Origin of the sequence: Fulvivirga imtechensis AK7 (genome assembly GCF_000331535.1) — a bacterium.
GTDB lineage: Bacteria > Bacteroidota > Bacteroidia > Cytophagales > Cyclobacteriaceae > Fulvivirga > Fulvivirga imtechensis.
Genome location: NZ_AMZN01000006.1, coordinates 57484 through 78602 on the forward strand (window position 1 = coordinate 57484; position 21119 = coordinate 78602).

Consider the following 21119-nt stretch of genomic DNA (forward strand, 5'->3'; position numbering starts at 1 on the left):
ACATTATCTGCTTTTTACCTTCATATCGTTTGTAAGAAAACTCTTGCCTAACATTGGGGTATTGCATAGCGCTGAATGGTAGTATTCTTAGGTCATACTTTAATCGAGATACAAGCCTCTCGCTCCTGAATCGAAAGTCTCAGAGAGGATTGTACCATCTTTATATATGACCGATGATCTTATTGCTCCATTGGTACGAGTGCCTGCAATGTAGATGCTGCCATCGTATATGATCAGGTCTAAGGCAGTAAAATAATCTGGACTTTGCAGGCTTACAGATGTGCCGTTAAGCCAGTATCCCGCCTGTGGCAGTCCACCGTTATAGTCTACGCCCGATACGTGTACATCGCTTCCTGATATAGAAATAGAGTATGTGCGCGGATTGGTCGCGGTAATTGAGTTAATACTACCATTCACCCAGTATTTCCCTTCAGCCGGGGCTCCTGTATGAAATTCATCTCCGGCAATATATATGTTGGCGCCCACTACCTGAATAGCAGTAGCAACGGTGCTTAGACTTCCATCGGTGAGCTCTGTAACAACATCGTTTTTCCAATAACATGCATAAGACTTCGTCTCTCCGTTTTTATATAAATAACCTGATATGTATACGTCTCCATTTGTAATGGTAATGTCTGTTGCGCCCGAGGTTAAGTCGTGTAACGTTGTCTTAACTTCATTTTTCCAATATACAGCCCTGTAGTTGTCATGTCCGGTAATATATACGTCACCGTTTGAAACTGCTATGGCGCGGGCGTTAGCATAATCTGTATGTGTAGTCAGGGGTATGGCTATACCATTTTTCCAATATACTGCACTCTCATGAGTAGTTTTATTTACATACCCGGCTACATATATATCCGTGCCGTCAACATAAATGCTGTTGCCTTGACCCCACACTGCTCCCGAGGGAAGAGGGAGTGTCACGAGCATATTGTTTTTCCAGTATGCCGGCATTTGCTTATCATTTTCATCCATTACATAACCTGCTGTATACAAGTCTAAAGCAGTTGTAGTAAAGGATAACTCCTGGCTATAAGCTGTACCTTGACCATTTGTGGCAAAAGCTCTTACATAATATGTTGTTTCACCGCTCAGGCCATCCATTGAGCTTTCAAAGGCTCCAACACCCGCCCCGGTAGTGGTGAAATTATCTGCAATGGTTGGCATAGGAGAGGTGCTCCAACATATACCTCTGGAGGTTACTGATGCTCCACCACTGTTATCAACTGAGGCATCGATCTGTGCGGATGACTTGCCAATGTTTTTAGCATCTGCTATAGATACTTCGGGTAACTCTGCGGGTAGTGTGGTAAATGAAAGTTCATTGCCATAAGCTGTGCCAACACTGTTTGTAGCATAAGCTCTTACATAATATGTGTTTGAAGGTTCAATGTCATTGAACGGGGTGGTGTAAAAGCCTAATCCGGAGCCGCTGGAAATGGAGGCATCTTCAATAGTAGGATTGGGATTGTACCCCCAGGTGATACCTCGCGCGGTTACCTCTGCGCCTCCGTCATTAAGAACATTGCTTAGGATGTTCGCGGAATTTGAAGTTATGTCAGTGACCTCCACTGTCTCTATTTCGGGAATTGTCGGGGCTAGTGTAGTAAAGGATAATTCTTCACCATAAGATGTTCCTGCGCTGTTTTTAGCATATGCTCGCACATAATATTTTGTTGCCGGTTCTAAGTTCAGTGCCTCGGTAGTAAAACTGCCTGTGCCTGAACCATTTGATGTGCTTTGGTCTTCTACCACCGGATTCGGATCATTGCTAATGGTGATGCCTCTTTCAGTTACATCCGCTCCACCGTCTGTAGCTATATTCGCGCTGACAGTTGCAGAATACATGGTAATATTCATTACTTCTATTGTTTCTACATCTGCCAACTCAGCACCTGAGGTAGTAAAGGAAATCTCCTGTCCATACCCGGTTCCCACACTATTTATGGCATATGCTCTTATGTAATAAGTACTATCCGCACCCAAATCTGTAAGCGAACTTACAAAAATACCCATGCCGCTTCCGTCTGAAGTCGTATTATCTTCAATGGTGGGATTGGGATTTTTGCTCCAGCATATTCCGCGGGCCAGGACTTCTGCTCCGCCATCGCTGGTGATGTTTCCACCAGTAACGGCTGATGATCTGGTAATATTTGTTGCCTCAGTAGTGGATAGTTCGGGTAATGTTCGCGCGGGCGTGGTAAAAGAAATTTTATCACCGTAGGCTGTACCTGCCTTGTTTGTAGCGTACGCTCTGACAAAGTAGGTTGTTTGGGAAGTTAAATTAATGAGTGAGCTTGTGAATTCACCGGTGCCGCTCCCATCGGTTGAAAAATTGTCATCCAGTGTAGGCTCCTGATCCGTACTCCAGCAAATACCGTAAGCTGTAACCTTGGCACCACCATCTGAGAGTACGGTTCCTCCTCCGGTTGCACTGGTTTGTGTGATACTGCTGATTTCGTGTGTTTCTACCGCAGGCAGTGCCGGAGCAGGATCATCATCCTTACAACTTTGAATGATGGCGCCCATGAAAATTAGTACTGCTAAAAGGGCATAATTAAAAAGATCTCGTTCTGTCATAACTCGTGCATTTTGTGTTTGAAACAGCCTGCAAGTAAGACTAAACACGGATAAGAACCGAGAAATGGGGGGTTAACAAATGGGGAACATACCCCAAAAAAGTGGTTGGAGGTCTAAAGGTGATGGAGCATCTCTTGCATATTCTCCTCTTGAGGGAGCATCATCTTTTTCTTGAGCCTGTACTTCAATACCTTTACACTCTCCGGTGTAATGTTGAGCAAACGGCTGATCTCTTTATTGGTCATTTTCATCCGCAGATAAACACACAGCTTTTGCTCATGGACAGTGAGGCTCGGATACTGGGTCATGAGGTTCTCAAAAAATTGTGGATGTACCTGCTCAAAATGTAACTTAATGTGCTGCCAGTCATCAGATAGCTCGATATTATTGTTAATATCACGTGTCAGGTTTTTTAATTCTTTGTTTACTTCTGGTTCACGATTTTCCTGACTGATCTTCTTTACTTTCGCCTTTAGACCCTGCAGTACTTCATTTTTTTGAGCTATCATCATAGTACTTGATACTACCTGCCGGTTTTTATATTCCAGGTCCATTTGAAGCTTTTCCTTTTCCAGTATAGCAATCTTTTGTTCAGCCTCATGTTTGATCACCAGTTCATCATTCTTCTTTTTTAGCAGCTTATTTCGTAGGGTATATGTTACAAAAACGAGCACCAGGCCAATACAAAAGAGTATAGCAGAGGCTATGGCCCAATATATAATAGTTTGGTGCAAAGATTTCTCTTCTTCAAGCTGAGCGATTTTAATTGATTTCAGTTTTGTTTCATACTTGGCCTCCATCTCAGCCATTTGGTTAAACATATCCTTATGCAGGATACTGTCCTGCCAGTTGGCCTTCTGACTGTAAGCTTCCAGAGCGGATCTGTAATCACCCATGCTTTCGTAAATGGACGTCAGCGCTCCGTACCCATCCCTTAAGTACACCTGAAAATTGTTTCTCTTAGCCAGCGTTATTCCACTGTTCACTGCCTCCAGAGCCTCCTCATATCGCTTAAGCGCATTGTAAACTTTCCCCCTGTTGAGTAAGCGTACACATGTAATATAATCCAGGCCGGAACGCTGAGAGGCTTCGAGTGCTTTATCGATTTTCTCAAGGCTCTTCTCGTATTCACCTATTTCAGAATATAACTCCGACAGATTTCCTTCGGTATTGGCTATAGCCGTATCGTTCTTTGTTTCATATCCAATTGCTAAGGCTTTCTCATAACTTTCCTCGGCTTTATCATACTGGGCAAGGGCGCGGTACATGATGCCTAAATTGTTGTAAGTGATACCCACCCCTTTATGATCGCCTCGCTGCTGATCTATAAGCAGGCTTTGTTCCAGGCTTTCTATAGCTTTATCGTAAAGTCGTTGTACAAAATAGATGTAGGACAAATTATTGTATATGGCCGATTTTTTCACCAGGTCATTTGATTCTTCTGCTACATTCAGTGCCAGTAGAAAGTTTTCAAGAGCTGCTTCAAGATTTCCTTCTGTTGAGTAAGCCACTCCCAAATAATTATAAGCTTTATAAATATATGAGGGGTCACTATTTCTTTTTGCAAGCTCCAACAGTTGCTTTGCCAGACTTTTTACTGTATCAGGCGCTTCTTTTCGGTAGTACTCTATAATATTTCTTAGCGCCAGGAGCTTCTCTTCCTGGCTTTGGGCCTGGTCAAAGATATTTTGAAGTGAATCAGACTGAACTCCATAGCATGGTAGGCCAAAGATGAGCCCTAGAACGAATAAATAGACGGGTGTAAGCCTGGGCATAAAAATCTGGTTGTAACATACAATAATAAAAAGAAAAACGATATGACGGTAGACAAAATTTTGGTTTTAACATATTGCAGAGGAAGGTGGGAAGGCCGAAGTCGGAAGACGGAAGATCGGAGTCGGAAGTGTAATGGATAGTGATCGGTATTCGTTGATCGGTGTGATCAGTAGGTTCATTAAACATGCACTCTCCTCATGGGAGACTCCTAAGGCCCTCCAAAGGGGGAAAATTATAAATCAAATTATCGTGAACTTTATTAGTACTGTCCTCCGCTGGCGGAGGTGGCCAAAGGCCGGAGGTGGAGAAACGCACCCAGGAGGAGAGTTGTGCACGTGTTTTCGATGCAAACTCATCTTTCACTCAACTAGCAACAATGAAAGACCGAAGATCGAAGACCAGAGTCGGAAGACGGAAATCCGAGGTGTTAATCGGGTATTCGGTGATTGGTGCAGTAGTGTCATTCCGTTTTGTGTGTTTTGAAACAAAAAATTCTGTCTTAGGAGGAGATACAGAGCTGGGCCTGGGAAGCCTGAAATCAAAAGCCGTTATGAGATAATTGAACTTTGATATCGAGTAGCGAATGCCTGCTTTACTAAGCCTGAAAGGACTAGTAAAACTGTTCCTGGCAATGAAGTGCAATAATAGTGATAAGTGGTCTGTGGCGTGCTTTTTGTTCAAGCAACAAACATCCACTAAATATTAATTGTAAGTGACAGTCTTATACCAACGAGATGTTAAAAAATGAGGCTGTCTCCACACAGGAGAGCAGCCTCGTAACCAGCTATATGTAAAACTATTTTATTTAAAGAATTTCCTCATAAGATCAACGGTTTTGTTAGCGTCATGCTTATTGCCTGAAAGGATTGATCTGAATTCTTCCCGCTCATTGGGGGCAAGCTGTGTTTTAAAATCAAAATCATTACCATCAAAGTTCCGGGCACCCATTTGCCAACTCGGGAATATTCTGCTGTCCAATTTTCCACTGGTGATCATCACAACATTCTTGTGTCTTTGATCCTCTTTGATTTTGTCATATAGGGCGATTATCTTTTTGTATGCTCCTTCCAGGTACTGCACAAAGTGCGTTTTGGAATAAAGAAGTACGCCCGTGATGTCATCGTCATGGTTATTCCTTTTACAGGAAGCCAATATTTTCTGAATTTCTTCCTCTGTACATGAGGATGTTCGCAATGAAACGTAAACTAATTGTGATAACATAAAAGTGATGTTTAAAATGACATAGTTTTAAAACCTGGTTAGGAAGAAATACGGCACAAGATACATTTTGTTTAATAAAAATTAAAATTTATTAAACAAAAATTTTTTACACAATAACGAACACAACGAATCAGGTCATGTTTTCTATATAAAAGGAATTTGTTAGCGTTAGTGATGTAGCAGGAAAACTCTGTGACTTTAAGAAGATATCAGCATAAAATTCACCTTACGCAGCCAATCCGGCAAAGCAAGGTTTACACTGCAAAAGTGGAGTATTGTGCATTGATGAGCGCTTTTATTATCGCATTGGCGGTATATAGAGTTTGCTGGGGGGAGAGGTAGCGGTATCACTCTCCTATTTTCATTTGAGTAAGGAGGTTAATTATGGAGTATACACTTGTAACTGGTGCAAGTAGGGGTATTGGATTGGCATTGGCGATGGAATGTGCCAGACGCAAAATGAATGTCATACTGATTTCCTTAGAAGGTGAAGGGCTTTCCTGTGTGGCAAAAAAATTAAAGTCAAAGTATGATGTTTCCATACATTATAAAGAATTGGATCTGGCGCAAAAGCGTAATATTAATCATCTGTTTGATTGGTGTGTCGCTAAAGAATTTTCCATAAACATGCTGGTAAATAATGCCGGTTACAGCACACAGAAGGCCTTTCAGGATTGTGATTTGGAGGAACATACCAGGTGTTTGAAAGTAAATGTGGAAGTTCTTGTCTTAATGTGCGCTAAATTCCTGCCTTTATTAAAAAGACATAACCGATCTTATATCCTCAATTTGGGAAGCATTGCTTCTTTCATGCATATTCCCTATAAAGCGCTTTATTCTGCATCGAAGAATTTTGTGATGGCGCTGTCTAATGCTCTTAACCATGAGGTGGGTAAAGAAGGAGTGGTTGTAAGTTGTCTATGTCCAGGCCCAACGATCACTAATAGCAAAGTTGCGCTAAGAACAAAAGCTCAGGGATTTAAGGCGAAGGTACTCACTTTGACAGCAGAAGAGGTAGCACGTAAAGGAATTGACGGGGCGTTAAAGGGCAAGCGTGTTATTGTTCCGGGTATTTTTAACCGGTTGTTAGTTTTCATTACCATAGCTATTCCGCGCAGCTTGAGTATAACCGTGGCAGGTAAGATGTTTAGAAAAAAGTGAACATAGAACTGAATAACGATGAAGTATTTTATTACCGGTGGTACTGGTTATATTGGAGAGCATCTGGTGCAAAGGTTGCTGGAAGACAGGCAGCAGGTTATTGTGCTGTTGCGTCCTTCTTCCAGGCATAAAGCCCGTATAAATCACAAGAATTTAAGGTATGTTTCTGGAGATATTCTTGATTATCAAAGCCTGGTTTCGGGTATGAAAGGCTGTCGTTATGTATTTCATTTGGCTGCATTAGCGAGGGTTTGGGCTCCATCAATGGATATTTTCAGAGAAGTAAATGTAGTAGGAACGGAAAATGTACTGAAAGCAGCCTTATACCATAACGTACAGAAATTGGTATTTACCTCTACCTCAGGAGTCATGTCCCCTTCATCAACTAATCCTTCAAATGAAGATACCATCAGGACCATTCCTTTCTTCAATGCCTATGAGCGTACAAAAAGTGAAGCAGAGGTTATAGTAAAGGCTTTTGTAGAAAAAGGGCTTGATGCTGTTATTGTAAATCCTTCCAGGGTTTTCGGACCTGGAAACAACGTGGTTACGGATCTCATCAGGCGATATATGGGTGGAGCCTGGCGTCTGATCCCCGGAAGTGGAAGATCAGTAGGAAACTACGCCTTTATAGAAGATGTAGTTGACGGACATATGTTGGCGATGAAGAGCGGTGTTCCGCGTGAGCGATATATTCTTGGGGGCGAAAACTTATCTTATAATCAGTTTTTTGAATTGATAGCCCGACTTTCTGATATTCATAAAAGTATGGTGCATATTCCTTTGCCTGTAATCATGGTATATGGCTACCTGCAATTATTTATGGCTTCAGCTTTTAACCGCAAGCCGTTGATAACACCTCAATGGATTAAAAAGTACAGTTACAATTGGGCGCTTACTTCAGCTAAGGCCGAAAGGCGCCTTGAATACAATCCTATGCCATTTCAGAAGGCACTGAAAAAGACAATTTTCTGGATTAGAACGAAAGACTCTAATGTTAAATGAGCATGGTTTAAACATATATAAAAGTGGTCTGTTCTTTTTTAAAGGACTTATTATTATGACCACAATACCTAAAGATAAAGCGATAGACAGTACTCCGGCATTGTTATCCGATGGATATAATTTCATCGGAAACCGATGCGATGAATTGGGAACAGACGTATTTGAAACGCGGCTGATGATGAAGAAAGTTATCTGCATGAGAGGAGAGGAGGCCGCAAGGGTTTTTTATGATACTGACAGGTTCAATAGAAAAAAAGCCGCTCCGAAACGACTTCAGAAGACACTGTTTGGAGAAGGAGGTGTTCAGGGCATAGACGGTGAATCTCATAAAAATCGAAAAGAGCTGTTTATGTCTTTAATGTCGGCCGATAGTATCCGGCAGCTATTGGGCATGATAGGGCAGGAATGGGAGCTTGCTATAAAAAAATGGTCAACTCTAAAGGAGGTAATACTTCTAAACGAAACAGAGGAGATACTTTGTCGTGCTGTATGCCGGTGGGCTGGTGTTCCTCTTAAGGATAGTAAAGTATCTAAGCGTACGAAACAGATATCGTCAATGATAACATCGGCAGGTGAAATAGCGCTGGACCATTATAAAGGGAGAAGAAATCGCAAAAAAGCAGAAAAATGGATATCCGGCCTGATAAACAAGGTGAGGTCCGGCAAAATTATACCGGGGGAACAGTCAGCGTTAGCTGTTTTTGCACAGCATCGCGATCGGGATGGAAACAGATTGGATGAACGGGTGGCTGCGGTTGAAATACTGAACGTACTCCGTCCCACAGTGGCTATTGGCAGGTTTATAGTGTTTATTGCGCATGCTCTTTATATATATCCTGAATACAGGGACAAACTTCTGCAACAACCTGAGATGAGTGAATGGTTTGTGCAGGAAGTGAGAAGGGTATACCCATTCTTTCCATTTGCTGCAGCTCGTGTGAAGAAAGATTTTGAATGGAATGGGATACATTTTCCAAAAGGAAGAAGAGTATTATTGGATCTTTATGGAACAAACCACCATGCCGGTACCTGGGATGATCCTGAGGTTTTCCGCCCCGAAAGGTTTAAGCACTGGAATGGTAGTCCATATAACTTCATTCCTCAGGGTGGGGGCGATCATAACACCAATCACAGGTGTGCCGGTGAGTGGGCTACTATTGAAACAATGAAGCTGGCTCTGGATTATATTGTGAAAAAAATGAGATATAATGTGCCTCAACAGGACCTGACAATTGACATGTCAAATTTCCCGGCCATACCCGAAAGCCGGTTTGTGATCACCAATGTAAATAGCGTGAGTTCGACATAGAAGATAGAAGGACCGACCCAAAACCTCTTTTTAAGGTCGTTCCGGAAGGAATGAAGGATCTTGATAAGTTCAAGGGTGCTATTCACAACTTAAGAATATCCTTCCTGCGTACCAATGACAAGTTTTCATTACATGTTATTGAGACTAGAGATTTCATTTTGTAGTTGGTATTGCCGTTCCGCTACTCTATACTAACTACTCAGTACTCATGACTTTTTTTGCCAACTGCTTTTGCCAACTACCGACTGCTAAGCTTTCCGCATTTATATAGAACTCTAATGTGCCCCAACTGTGTAGGAGATATTTTCCCTTTTTTATAATGATGCTTTTGGCCATTTCTTTTATGGTTTTAATACCATAATTAACATTTTATTATTAAATTCCGTAATGATCAGCTAAAACCGCCATACAATTTTATGCCATCAAAGGAATGCTTTATAGCCAAAACGAGGAGAGGTATAGCGAAAATGAGGAGAGGTTAAATGATATATTAGATATGATCGGGAGTATGGCCTCTCTTGATTTTTCTAAGGTATTACAAACCAGCCACCGCAATGATATGGTAGATGCCATCGCTTTGGGGTTAAATATGCTGAGCGAAGAATTAAACACACAGGTAGTAACCCGCAGGCAACTAGACGAGATCAATGAAAAGCTGGAAAAATTTGCTTTTACAACAGCACATGATCTAAAATCGCCCCTTAACGCCATGACAGGCCTTTTGCATCTTTTGGAATACAGTTTAGCTCCTGACAGCAAGTCAGAAGTTATCGAGTATATGTCGCGGCTAAAGAAGATGACCGAGAAGATGAAGGGTTTAATATCGGGAATCTTAGAATATTCCAGGACTTTCTCGCTAGAGATGAAAACCGAAATAGTCGACCTCAACCAGCTTTTAAATGATGTTATTGAAAATGACAACGTGGCGGACCGGGCTAATATAGATGTGGATGGTAAGTTGCCGGAAGTGCTTTTTAACAAAACTGCAGGGGTACAGGTAATCAGAAATCTTTTGGATAATGCTATAAAGTATTCTGATAAAAGACAATGTGAGATCAAGATCAGCACTGAGGAACTTGACGATCACTATCAGATAACTTTCAGCGATAACGGTCCGGGTATAGCTGCTGAACATCATGAGACGATCTTTGAACTTTATAATCAGGTAGACACCGGTATGAAGGAAGATAGTCTCGGTATAGGCCTGGCCACAGTTAAAAATATCATTACATCGGCAGGAGGCCGTATATGGCTTGAGTCAGTGCCGGGAGAGGGTGCCTCTTTCATTTTTACTCTTAAGAAAACATAATACCAGATGTATAGAGAAAATGAAAAAATAAAATTCACTTTAAAGGACAATATTCTGTACACTGAATGCTTTCCCAACACGATCATGACCCTTGATGATGGAAGGGAAAGCACAAGAATATCAGCCGAAATGGTTAATTATCAGCCGCTTCCATTGCTATGTGATCTGACTAATGTAGTAAAAATGACGCAGGAATGTCGCCAGCATTTTGCAGGACCGGAACACGCCACTACATTCAGCAAGTGTGCATTGATCGTTACGAGCCCTATCAGCAGGATGATAGGAAATTTTTTCCTGGGGCTTAACAAACCCTTAAAACCCACGCGGCTATTTACAAATAAAGAAGAGGCTCTTAAGTGGCTTAAAGAATAGATAGAAAACTGTTATGATACGAAAGCAACGAGAAACAGACAAAGTCAAATTCAGGCTGGGCGCCGATAAAGTTTTATACATTGAGTGTGCTCCGAATACCATCATGACGTTGCAGGATGGTAAGGAGAGTACCAAAATAGGGCATGAACTCACCGAAGGAAAGCCGCACCCTCTTCTGTGCGATCTGACTAATGTAGTGAAGATGACGCAGGAGTGCAGGCAGCATTTTGCAGGACCTGAACATGCTGAGATCTTTAACAAGTGTGCACTTATTATAACCAGCCCTATCAGTAGAATAATCGGCAACTTCTTTCTGGGAGCTAATAAACCGCTTAAGCCTACGAAATTATTTACCAGCAGGGAAGCCGGATTGAAATGGCTTAAGGAAAAATAGATATAACACTGCCAAGAAATTAATCCCTGAAATTCAACCCTACATTTACTCTTTCCGCACAGGCTTGGGAATAAAGAAATCCATCGGCACAGTAAGCTTCCCAATATGTCCTTTTATTATCCTGTACCGGCTAAAGCTCAGCGTCAGGTATAGCACGAGATAGCCATATGCCAGCCAGGCTTTGGTAAGATATTCGTTTCCCGAAGATAAACCGTGTACGATAGAGACTATTACATATCCAAGCATCAGTATTGACGAAAGGGAAATCACCAAATACCACTTCAGTCGATCGTTGTCCAGCATTACTTTCGGGTCATAAAAGGTGGAAATATTGATGGCGTTGTTCTTTAGGATGAACCAGATATGGATGGTAATAAGAAAGAACAATGTAGTTAAGAACGACAAACTGCTTACGAAATAATTGATGATCCAGAAGTCGTAAAATCCATGTGCCAGCATAGCAAGACCAAAAAACACAAAGAAAGCCTTTACTTGTCGGGTATCCATGTTGCGGTATTTGCCGAGTAACATTCCATATCCAATAATAGAAGAAAAGGCCATATGTGCAACAGTTGAATACAGGGCTCTGCCTCCAATGTTGTACAGGCTGCTACTATCAATATAATATATGTTCTCAACAAAGGCGAATCCAAGGGCTGATATACTGGGGTAAAGTATATAATCATAGGGCTCATCTATGGCCCTGGTAAATTTCAGCAACAAAAGAAAGGGTATGATCTTTACGGTTTCTTCCAACCCTCCGATAGCAAAAATACAATAAATCAGGTCGTTTATTATTTGTCCGTTAAGATCGATGCCAATTGCTGTCAGCGTTTTGTAGCCCATAAGCGCTAGCTCTGTAGACACCGCCCCAAGCACAAATACAGTGATAACATACTTCCATTTCTCGCTTTCATAAATATCTATCTTCCGTACATACATCAGCCATATTCCCGAAATAAGCAGCGCCATAGCAATGCTTAAGATCAACTGTAGTTCCCTGCTAATAGTTTGACTCACCGGTATATAGTCGTTGTTCAATAGATAAACCGGCCCGAAACCAATGATCAGTAGGATTAGCAATAAGGCAGCATCACGCGATAATATTACATTCCGTATGTCATCAGCGTTCTTTATCCGGTATATCCACTTTTTGACGATCAATAAAATTAACGCGAGGTAAAAAAAGTTGAGGATCAGAAATTGCATGAGGAAATATAGGAAAATTATTTCAGTTCCGGTTGTCGTTTTCCAAACCATGCATTGAAAGCAGTCAACATTCCCGGCTCCTTTATTGTTTCATATTAAACATCAAGTGGAATTTTATGACCAAAGAAGCTGTGCAATTTGAGTCAGACCATAATGATAGATCCGCCTCTTCTTATTGGAAAGAGGTTCTAAAAGGAGCCAAAAGCCAGTTAGACAGGGATCATATCGGTATTATTTCGGCTGGCGTGGCCTTTTATTTTTTTCTGTCACTCTTCCCCGCGGCTGCTTCTGTGATTTCCATTTATGGATTGATCAATGACCCCGCAGAGGTACAGCAGCAGATGGCTCAATGGACGCAGGTACTACCTGCTGAGACGCATAAAATGCTTACCGAGAGAATGAGCGATATTGCCGCAACTTCCGGACAAACACTCGGATGGGGCGTAGCCTTAAGCATCATTTTGAGCCTCTGGAGTTCCAATAAAGGCACTAAAGCGCTCTTTGAAGGAGTAAACATTGCTTTTAATAAAAAAAATGAACGCAATTTTTTTCAGGAGAACGGTCTCACCCTGCTGTTCACTGTTGGAGGTATGATCTTAGGCTTCATTTCCATGAGCCTTGTAGTGGCGTTTCCTGCGCTCGTAGGAAAAATAGGCTTACCTGAAACAGTGGAAATAGTGATATCATGGGGTAGATGGGTGATTTTAGCGCTTGCCATATTAATAAGCCTGGGCCTGATCTATAGGTACGCACCATACCAGCGCAATGGCAGGATAATGTGGTGGAGTTATGGAGGCATTACGGCCACTATTTTATGGATGCTTGGTTCCTGGGGATTTTCTTTTTATGTAAATAATTTTGGTAGCTATGACGAGACCTACGGATCAGTGGCAGCCGTAATAATTCTCATGTTATGGTTCTACCTGACCGGCTTCGTGATCTTGCTGGGCGCAGAGATCAACTCAGAACTGGAATATCAGAGAGCTAAGAAAAGTAAGCCGGCAACACGGCCAAAGTCACCTTTCTATTCACACCAGGATGATCATCCGGAGGAGGCTATGAATGACCGGTTTGAATACGATGACAACATGTAGTGATTATTTGCTATACCAGGTGCCAAAAGATACCGGTTCATCGCATAAAACCTCCGCTTCAAAACCATGCTTTTGCAATAGAGCAGCTACAAATGAGACCTTAACCGGGCCTTCACAACATACCACTCTGAGTATGTGGTCGCAGTCATCCAAATCAAAATTAGCCTGATAATCAGTACAAATTGCATGTATTTCGTCTAATAAAAGGTCTGCATGATGCCGTTTCGTGACATTTGTTTTAAAAACTTCTACCATCGTTTATCCTTTTTCAGTGAATAATAGGTCAAAAGTAGTTGTCGATATTGTAATTCTACAGGGGTAAATACGGCAAACTACGGGGTTGATCGCGACATCGCCATGCGGTAACTTTACGTTTAATAAAACAAACGAATATTGATCTGACTAAGTTGTAACTGAAATGCGAAAATTATGAAGCACATATCCATTATTATACCTCGTGGACATACAAGCGTGGTAAATATTGAAGGCACACATCAGTTGTTGGCCAGCGTAAATGATTTATTACTTAAAAAGGGAAAGGCTCCCATTTTTGATATTCAACTGGTGGGTATCTCCCGCGAAACCACACTGGTGCCCGGGCTGTATACGGTAAAACCCGACCGGCTTATTGGAGAAGTCAGGAAAACAGATATGATCATAATACCAGCCGTGCATGGCGACCCCCAGGCAGCGGTAGCCGATAATTATGAGTTTATTCCCTGGATTGTTGAGCAGTATAAGTCAGGATGTGAAGTGGTGAGCTTATGTGTTGGCGCTTTCTTTCTTGCGTCTACAGGCTTACTCGATGGTAAACAATGCGCCACACATTGGATGTTTGCCAACGAGTTTAGAAATATGTTTCCGCAGGTGCACCTGGTAGATGATAAGATTATGACCGAAGAGCAGGGGATCTACACCAGTGGCGGTGCATATTCTTACCCCAATCTGATTCTATATCTTATTGAAAAATTTGCCGGCCGTGAAATTGCCATTTTGACTTCCAAAACATTCATGATCGATATTGATAGAGAAAGCCAGTCGCCTTTTATTATGTTTCAGGGCCAGCGTTCACATGAAGATGACCTGATAAAAAAGGCCCAGGATTATATAGAGGATAATTTCCAGGAAAAGATCACTGTCAATGAATTGGCAGACATGCTGGCGCTTGGCAGAAGAAGTCTTGAAAGAAGATTTAAAAAAGCTACTTGCAATACTGTAACGGAGTATATACAACGGGTGAAAATAGAAGCTGCAAAGAAAAGCTTTGAAACCAGCAGGAAAAATATCAACGAGGTGATGTACGATGTCGGTTATACCGATACCAAGGCCTTTAGAACTGTTTTTAAGAAGATCACCAATCTATCACCTGTCGAATATAAAAATAAATATAATCGGGAAGCAGCGTTTGCGTAGGGAGAAGGGCCACTAATTAGTGCTCGTAAAGACCCTGGACCGCATGGGAGCCATGATGACAAGGGTTTTTCCTACAAGCACTAATTGGTAGCCCCTTTTGAGACAGCTCAAAAAAATACCGCTATCGCATGATTGCCTTTTGCGTGATCTTCTTTCTACCGTCAGTAAGCTGTAAAATATACATACCCTTTTCAGTATTTTCTGCTGCTGCATCCCACAGCAAACGGATTCTTCCTGATCTGCCAGTAAGGTCAAAGGCTTTAACTTGTTGTCCAAAGATGTTATATATTACCAGTTTAGCTCCTTTACCGGTCACAGTTAGATCAATGTTTATGCTTTGCCGGAAAGGATTGGGATATGCGGCATCCAAAGATGACTCCTGATTACCCTCACTTATAGAATGACCCGAACCACCTGCTACGGCTATGCTGGTGATGACGTGCTTGCGAAAATTCGCACCCTGCGCATTAACTAGAATATTATAGATACCAGGAGGTAAATTTTCAATGACTTCTGCCCTAAATTCATTACCGGTATTTTCAAAGCTAATGATGTGCGGTGCGTCATTAGTTTTATTCAGTTGCAGATCTGTTGAACGTATCATTGTTCCGGTTACTTGTGCTTTATTGATAGATTCTCCATTGGCAGACTGAATTTTTATAGTAAGTGGTATTGCTTCACCTGCAGTATAGACCAATTTATCGTGGCTCAGACCGGTGCGGAGTTGCAGTTGCATGCCTCCCTCTGTTAAAACGATAGCATTATTTTCCCGCTTTGTTTTAAAGGTGTACTCTCCACTGCTTAGACCCTCATATTCATAGATAATATGTCGTCCATCCCCACGATTTGCAATGGATGAAGACCTGAACACTATTGCTTTACCTTCGGCATTTTTAACGATCATCTCCTCTGTATTTTCGGCCTTAGCCATGAAAATTGCAACTTTTCCGGCCTCCTCTTCAATATAGAACTTATTGTTCTGCACTATTTGAAGCCTGCTGTTAACGATAGAATTAGGATTGTAACCCTCCGGAGTGATTTGTGTTCCTGAAATAGTCGGAGAAAGATTGGCTTTGATATGTGGCCATACAAGTCCACCCCGGGTGAGCTCATAATGATCCAGGTTTGTTTCATCAGGACCAGTATAGTAGGGGATGCCCAGGAAATATGCTTTACGTTGCCCTCCGTAGAGTTCATTTCCTCCTGGTCTTCTACTACTCGAATATGGCACCACACCATCATTTCCACCGGAGGCTTTGCTACCACCTGCCAGGTAAAGATATCCCTGCGGTATGGCCAACCGGTTAAGAGGACCATTACCCCAGGCACCTAAGGTGGTATAACTCACGGTATTGTTTACATGGTTATCCGTTAGGGAGCGAAAGTAATTCATATATCCTCTTTGCAGGCATAGGGTAGCATCATTATTCTGCATGAAGATGATATTTACCAAGCTAAGCAATATGCTATTGGCGAGTTCTGCAATGCCGGTGCCGTAATGTGGCGCATTGAGCGTAAAAACCTGAGAAACCTTTGAATTGGCTCCTGCATGAACAAGTGCTGCGTCTATATCTATACCACCCTTGCTCCAGCCAACCAACACTACCTGCTCAACTCCATAGTAACCAGTGATCCGGTCGATCATACGGGCAAGCATATGTCCGTTGGTCCACATATGGCGGTTTGGAGTTAAAGAAACATATGCCGACCGGTAGCCATCGCGATAAACATCCCAATACATATTGTCATCGCCTTTAAGCCATACCTGGGCATTAGTGGCATAACCGTGCACAAACACAATCACCGGTTTGTTGGCAGCATTTTCGGGTATTTGTCCAAAATATATGGTGTTAACCTCATCACCTTCCCAAAGATCAATGCCAATGGGAATAAATTGTATACCCTCGCTTTGATCAGGATAGCCAAGAAGGAACTCTTTGGCCGGTCCATAATCTTCAATTTCGGGATAGTCAAACTGGGCAGATACACTATAGATCATTAGATAGTATAAGGGTAGGAAAATATAAATATAGGGTTTCATAATAGGATAGGTTTAGGTGGCTGAAAGTTTGGTATGCATGCATACTATTAACTACTTCAAGTTACAACTATTGGCAGGCTGGTACAAGTCTATACTGCGACAAAACTTACACCGTATGGTTTCTGTTGCTGGTCGCTGGTCAATGGTAATTGACAGATTTATGTGCAATTTTCACCTTAGTGGCAGTGGTGAAGTCTTTTTTGTTTAAAAAGCAGAAAATCACTAAATTGTATAGAGAGGTACACACACTTATCAGGTTGGCTAATACTCATGAAACCGTTATTTCTGAAGCTGCTCATTGCCATTAGCCTCAATATTTTGAGTGTTTCAGCATATGCCCAGAAAGTAGGGTTGCTATTGGGGAGCTATGTCAGCTCGCGCTGGTATATGGACCAGAAACTGTTTACCGACCGTGCAACGGAACTTGGCATGACTTGCAGCGTACAGATTGCCTATACTCCCGAGGAGCAGTTAGAGCAGGCAGAGAAATTAATACGGGAAGGAATCGATGTACTGGTTGTGGTGCCACTGGACGCCATAAAGGCTGCTAAAATTGTCGACCTTGCTAAAAACTCGAAGATCCCGGTCATCTCATACGACAGGCTTATCTTTAGCAACGACATTGCCATTTACATTTCATATGATAACGAAAAAGTAGGGCGTCTTCAGGCCGAATATATGGTGTCGAAGGTGCCTGAAGGAAATTATTTCCTGCTTAATGGTCCTATTTCAGACAATAATGCCATTCTTTTTCGAAAGGGGCAGCTTCAGGTGTTAGAGCCACATATTCAAAACGGAAATATCAAAGTGGTTGATGATGTAATACTCAAAAACTGGAGTCAACTGGATGCTTTCGAGATTATGACCCACTATTACGCCTCTGAAAAGCCAAATCCGGATGTAATTTTAGCGGCTAATGATGCGATTGCCAGCGGAGTAATACAGGCATTGCCCAGTGAGTATACCGGAAAAGTCCAATTATCAGGGCAGGACGCTGACCTGAACAGTATTCGCAGTATCATTTCAGGCACTCAGTCCATGACGGTTTATAAGCCCATTAAACCATTGGCCGATATGGCTGCGGAGATGACCCTAAAATTATACCACGGAGAGACACTAAAAGGACGGATGAAATTTGACTTAGATACCATTTCCGTAGAAGCAATTTTACTGGAGCCTATGATTGTCGACAGGAGTAATTATAAAGAAACGGTACTGAGAGACGGACATGCGTCACTTTCTGAGGTAGTCAACAATTTAGGAGAGGCCTTTGAGCAGGAACGAAATAAAATCAGACTTTCATTGCTGGAAAAGGAGAACGCACTGGAAGTGCAGAGAAAGGAGAGTCAACAAAATATCTTCGTTATCATTCTCACATTCTTCCTGTTATCTGTGGCTGGTCTCACCTTTACGATTTATCACAAGCAGAAGGATAATAAACTTCTTAACAAGCAGAAAAAGCTCATTGAAGATCAGAATGATGAGTTAAATCATTCCAACGAAAAACTACGGAATTATAATGAAGAGCTTACCCAACAACAGGAGGAGATCAGCGCCCAGCGAGATGCAATTGCCCTGCAGAACCGGAAACTTGAGGACGTTAAGCAAATTATAGAACAGCAAAGAGATGAAATACTGCACCAGAATGAGCGACTGGAGCAGCAGGTGCAGAAGCGCACTGCAGAGCTCGTTCAATATGTGCAGCAATTAGAGGAGTATGCATTCCTGACAGCCCATAACCTGCGCGCCCCGGTTGCACGTATTATGGGGCTGGGCCAGTTGATTCAAAATAAGCAGGCAAAGCCGGAAGAAATTCAGTTTATCATTGATGAGCTAACATCTGCGAGCCAGGAATTGCGCCTGATATTTGATGACCTGAATACCATTCTCGATATACGAACTTTTTCTATGGAGCCACTTACGGAAGTAGATATTGAGGCGGAAATCCATCACATTGTCGGCAACCTGCAATCTGAGATCAGCCACCATCAAGTGATCATTAATATAGATTTAAAGGTTAAAACCATTTTCTCAATTCGGCCCTATATTCAGAGTATCCTCTTTAATTTGATCACCAACGCTATAAAATTCCGGCACCATGACAGACGGCCAGAAGTTTCGATCACAACACAAATATCTGATGATCAGGTAAACTTGTGTGTTTCGGACAACGGCCTTGGTATAGATCAGGCAAGTTTGCCATCTGTATTTCAACTTTATAAACGCTTCCATTTTCATGTCAAAGGAAGGGGCATTGGGTTGTATCTTGTTAAGTCACAGGTGGATTCTCTGGGAGGCTCGATAAAAATTGATAGTAAAATAAACGAAGGCACCAGGGTATGTATTTCTCTGGCAGCATGAGTGGGCTCCTCTTTCTCTGGCAATCGAAATATGGGTAAATTTCCCCTGGTAAATTACTATTTAATATCCGTTATTTGTTTTAGAAAATGATGACAAAAATCATTCATTTTCTATTCCATTTTGGATGGAGACTACCTATATTGAGTTATAAATCATAACGGCACAACATGTAGTAATTGAGCATGGAGAAAAGTGCAGATAGTGGGTTGCCCACTGAAAATCTATAGACGGCTTATAGCGGATTTTCGAATGCAAATTTTTCCTGGGTGAAAGCCATATTTAACATAGTCAAGAATCTCACAAACAGAGAGGTCCAATCTTTCCGGCAACTGTTTCTGGCAGAAAAGAAAGGCAGCGAAAACAAAAAGAGGCTATTATTTGACGCTGCACTTCGAAGTAAGAAGCACTCCGATCTGAAGCGGTTTGTTAAGGTTCAGCGTTTTTCAAGGCAAAGTTACCACCAACTGTGTAAACGCCTGAAGGAAAATCTTTATGACTTCCTGCTCTCGTTTCATCAGATCAAAAAAGACAATGAACATCTAGCGGGGGAAATGGAATGTCACAAAAAATTGTATTGTGTGAAAATTTTGCTGGATAGAGGTATGGAGGACCAGGCTGAACAGGTATTGGATGAAACTATAACAGTCTCTCAAAGCCATCAGCTACCGGATCTCTATTTTGAAGCCGTTAACCTCAAACACAAATGTTTTCCCCTGGCTCACCGGTCTGATACCATACGGCCGGGGTACCTCACAGAGATCCGGGATAATTTCAGGAAGAATGAGTACATAAAACAATACCTGGTGGAGTCTGTTGCGGAAACATTTGAGTGCGATACCCAGTTGCGAGAGCGGCTTATGGAGTTCATTAAGCAACGAGACCCCGGAAGTGAGAATAGGATCATCTCCAGCTTAGTTACCATCAATAATTTGTTTTATAAGTGCGCATTTAAGGATGCTTACCATTTACTGAAGACTCTTGTTGACCAACTGTTCATGGATGTTCATCAGCCCGAAGATTCCATACAAGGCCTGGTGTGCCTGGAGCTGTCAAAGGCATGCATATGTCTGGGCAATTATGATGAAGCCAAAAAGTATCTTACCCATGCCAAAGCCCTGCTTGGACACCTTGATTATTGGCTGGCGGTGATATATGAGCAGCAATATTTGATAGCAGCGCGATGTAGCAATATGGGCGCTCAAGCCAATATTTTAGAGGCGATGCAAAAGCTTGTGCTTCCCGGAGTACAGATTCGGGGCCAGGCCAGGAGACACCTCTATCTGGTATGGTATCATTACCAAAACCAGGATTTTAAAGAAGTTATTAAGCTGGCCAATATCAAAACGCCACAAATACAGGAAGGCCAAATGGAGAATGTATTGTTTAAAATGCTTGAATTGATATGTATCTACCAACTTCATGACCCCGATTGGTTTTATTACAGGTCAGAATCCCTGCGAAAGCTGTTCAATGGCAAACCGCACGCCACGGATAGAATGCAGGCGCTCTTCTCATTCATAAAAAGAGACCTTCCCGGGTATGATGATGACTCCCTACGCAAGCTGGCAGAGATTGAACAAAAATCACCCTGGCACCCACTTAGTCTGGAGGTGATCAACATAACCGAAATATTGAGATCATTGATGTCATCAGTACACAGCCCACAATGCTCATACACAGGTTATTAGGGAACAAACCACATTTCTGGTGGATTTTGATAGCTGCAAGCTTTGAGCCTACAGCAGGCAACCAGCATCCAGCAACGGGCCACCAGCAACCAACGGCCAGCGACCAGCCGCCAGCGGGCCTTGACTTACCCAATAATTGTTTAATTTCGTTGTTAATTGCTAATTGAATTCCTTAAATTCGCC

At 42.1% G+C, this 21119-nt stretch carries 16 protein-coding genes; 10 read left to right on the forward strand and 6 right to left on the reverse strand.

From position 1 onward, the window contains the following. Positions 1 to 99 precede the first annotated feature (99 nt). The 3 genes from C900_RS02100 to C900_RS02115 form a co-directional block, all read right to left on the reverse strand. A complete protein-coding gene (locus tag C900_RS02100; RefSeq protein ID WP_009577897.1) occupies positions 100 to 2583 on the reverse strand; it encodes a hypothetical protein in 2484 nt (827 codons plus the stop codon). A 113-nt stretch (positions 2584 to 2696) separates the two neighbouring features. After that, the gene (locus tag C900_RS02105; RefSeq protein ID WP_009577898.1) at positions 2697 to 4358 is read right to left on the reverse strand and encodes a tetratricopeptide repeat protein; all 1662 of its coding nucleotides are present in this window, start codon (positions 4356 to 4358) and stop codon (positions 2697 to 2699) included. Between the two features lie 802 nt (positions 4359 to 5160). After that, positions 5161 to 5580 carry a BLUF domain-containing protein gene (locus tag C900_RS02115; RefSeq protein ID WP_009577900.1) on the reverse strand — a complete coding sequence of 140 codons (420 nt, stop codon included), beginning with the start codon at positions 5578 to 5580 and terminating at the stop codon, positions 5161 to 5163. Positions 5581 to 5964: 384 nt separating this feature from the next. Between C900_RS02115 and C900_RS02120 the strand changes: the two genes are divergently transcribed. The 6 genes from C900_RS02120 to C900_RS28005 all read left to right on the forward strand — a co-directional run bounded on the left by C900_RS02120 (position 5965) and on the right by C900_RS28005 (position 11130). Further along, positions 5965 to 6741: an SDR family NAD(P)-dependent oxidoreductase gene (locus C900_RS02120; protein ID WP_009577901.1), complete on the forward strand. Its 777-nt coding sequence runs from the start codon at positions 5965 to 5967 to the stop codon at positions 6739 to 6741. A gap of 18 nt (positions 6742 to 6759) precedes the next feature. Continuing rightward, entirely contained in the window at positions 6760 to 7746 is a 987-nt protein-coding gene (locus tag C900_RS02125) for an NAD-dependent epimerase/dehydratase family protein (RefSeq protein WP_009577902.1), read from the forward strand. A gap of 55 nt (positions 7747 to 7801) precedes the next feature. Continuing rightward, positions 7802 to 9055 (forward strand): CYP152 family fatty-acid peroxygenase CypC, encoded by a 1254-nt coding sequence (gene cypC / locus C900_RS02130; protein WP_040495363.1) that lies wholly within the window; start codon positions 7802 to 7804, stop codon positions 9053 to 9055. A 430-nt stretch (positions 9056 to 9485) separates the two neighbouring features. Continuing rightward, positions 9486 to 10364 carry a sensor histidine kinase gene (locus C900_RS02135; protein WP_009577905.1) on the forward strand — a complete coding sequence of 293 codons (879 nt, stop codon included), beginning with the start codon at positions 9486 to 9488 and terminating at the stop codon, positions 10362 to 10364. Positions 10365 to 10370: 6 nt separating this feature from the next. Continuing rightward, entirely contained in the window at positions 10371 to 10736 is a 366-nt protein-coding gene (locus C900_RS28000; protein WP_009577906.1) for a SpoIIAA family protein, read from the forward strand. Positions 10737 to 10749: 13 nt separating this feature from the next. Then, a complete protein-coding gene (locus tag C900_RS28005; protein ID WP_009577907.1) occupies positions 10750 to 11130 on the forward strand; it encodes a DUF7793 family protein in 381 nt (126 codons plus the stop codon). A 45-nt stretch (positions 11131 to 11175) separates the two neighbouring features. Here the strand turns inward: C900_RS28005 and C900_RS28010 are convergent, their stop codons facing one another. Further along, a complete protein-coding gene (locus C900_RS28010) occupies positions 11176 to 12339 on the reverse strand; it encodes a PrsW family intramembrane metalloprotease (protein WP_051052754.1) in 1164 nt (387 codons plus the stop codon). A 116-nt stretch (positions 12340 to 12455) separates the two neighbouring features. Between C900_RS28010 and C900_RS02155 the strand changes: the two genes are divergently transcribed. Further along, positions 12456 to 13433, forward strand: a complete 978-nt coding sequence (locus C900_RS02155) for a YihY/virulence factor BrkB family protein (RefSeq protein WP_009577910.1) — start codon at positions 12456 to 12458, stop codon at positions 13431 to 13433. Positions 13434 to 13436: 3 nt separating this feature from the next. Here the strand turns inward: C900_RS02155 and C900_RS02160 are convergent, their stop codons facing one another. After that, positions 13437 to 13688 (reverse strand): hypothetical protein, encoded by a 252-nt coding sequence (locus C900_RS02160; RefSeq protein ID WP_009577911.1) that lies wholly within the window; start codon positions 13686 to 13688, stop codon positions 13437 to 13439. 174 nt (positions 13689 to 13862) lie between these two features. Here C900_RS02160 and C900_RS02165 point away from each other — a divergent pair, with 174 nt between their 5' ends. Then, positions 13863 to 14846, forward strand: coding sequence for a GlxA family transcriptional regulator (locus tag C900_RS02165; protein WP_009577912.1), 984 nt, complete (start codon positions 13863 to 13865; stop codon positions 14844 to 14846). A gap of 121 nt (positions 14847 to 14967) precedes the next feature. Here the strand turns inward: C900_RS02165 and C900_RS28015 are convergent, their stop codons facing one another. Next, positions 14968 to 16887, reverse strand: a complete 1920-nt coding sequence (locus tag C900_RS28015; RefSeq protein ID WP_009577913.1) for a T9SS type A sorting domain-containing protein — start codon at positions 16885 to 16887, stop codon at positions 14968 to 14970. 270 nt (positions 16888 to 17157) lie between these two features. Here C900_RS28015 and C900_RS28020 point away from each other — a divergent pair, with 270 nt between their 5' ends. Together C900_RS28020 and C900_RS02180 are read left to right on the forward strand one after the other, a co-directional pair. Continuing rightward, the gene (locus tag C900_RS28020; protein ID WP_009577915.1) at positions 17158 to 19248 is read left to right on the forward strand and encodes a substrate-binding domain-containing protein; all 2091 of its coding nucleotides are present in this window, start codon (positions 17158 to 17160) and stop codon (positions 19246 to 19248) included. 266 nt (positions 19249 to 19514) lie between these two features. Continuing rightward, positions 19515 to 20936 carry a hypothetical protein gene (locus C900_RS02180; RefSeq protein ID WP_009577916.1) on the forward strand — a complete coding sequence of 474 codons (1422 nt, stop codon included), beginning with the start codon at positions 19515 to 19517 and terminating at the stop codon, positions 20934 to 20936. The last annotated feature ends 183 nt before the right edge of the window (positions 20937 to 21119 follow it).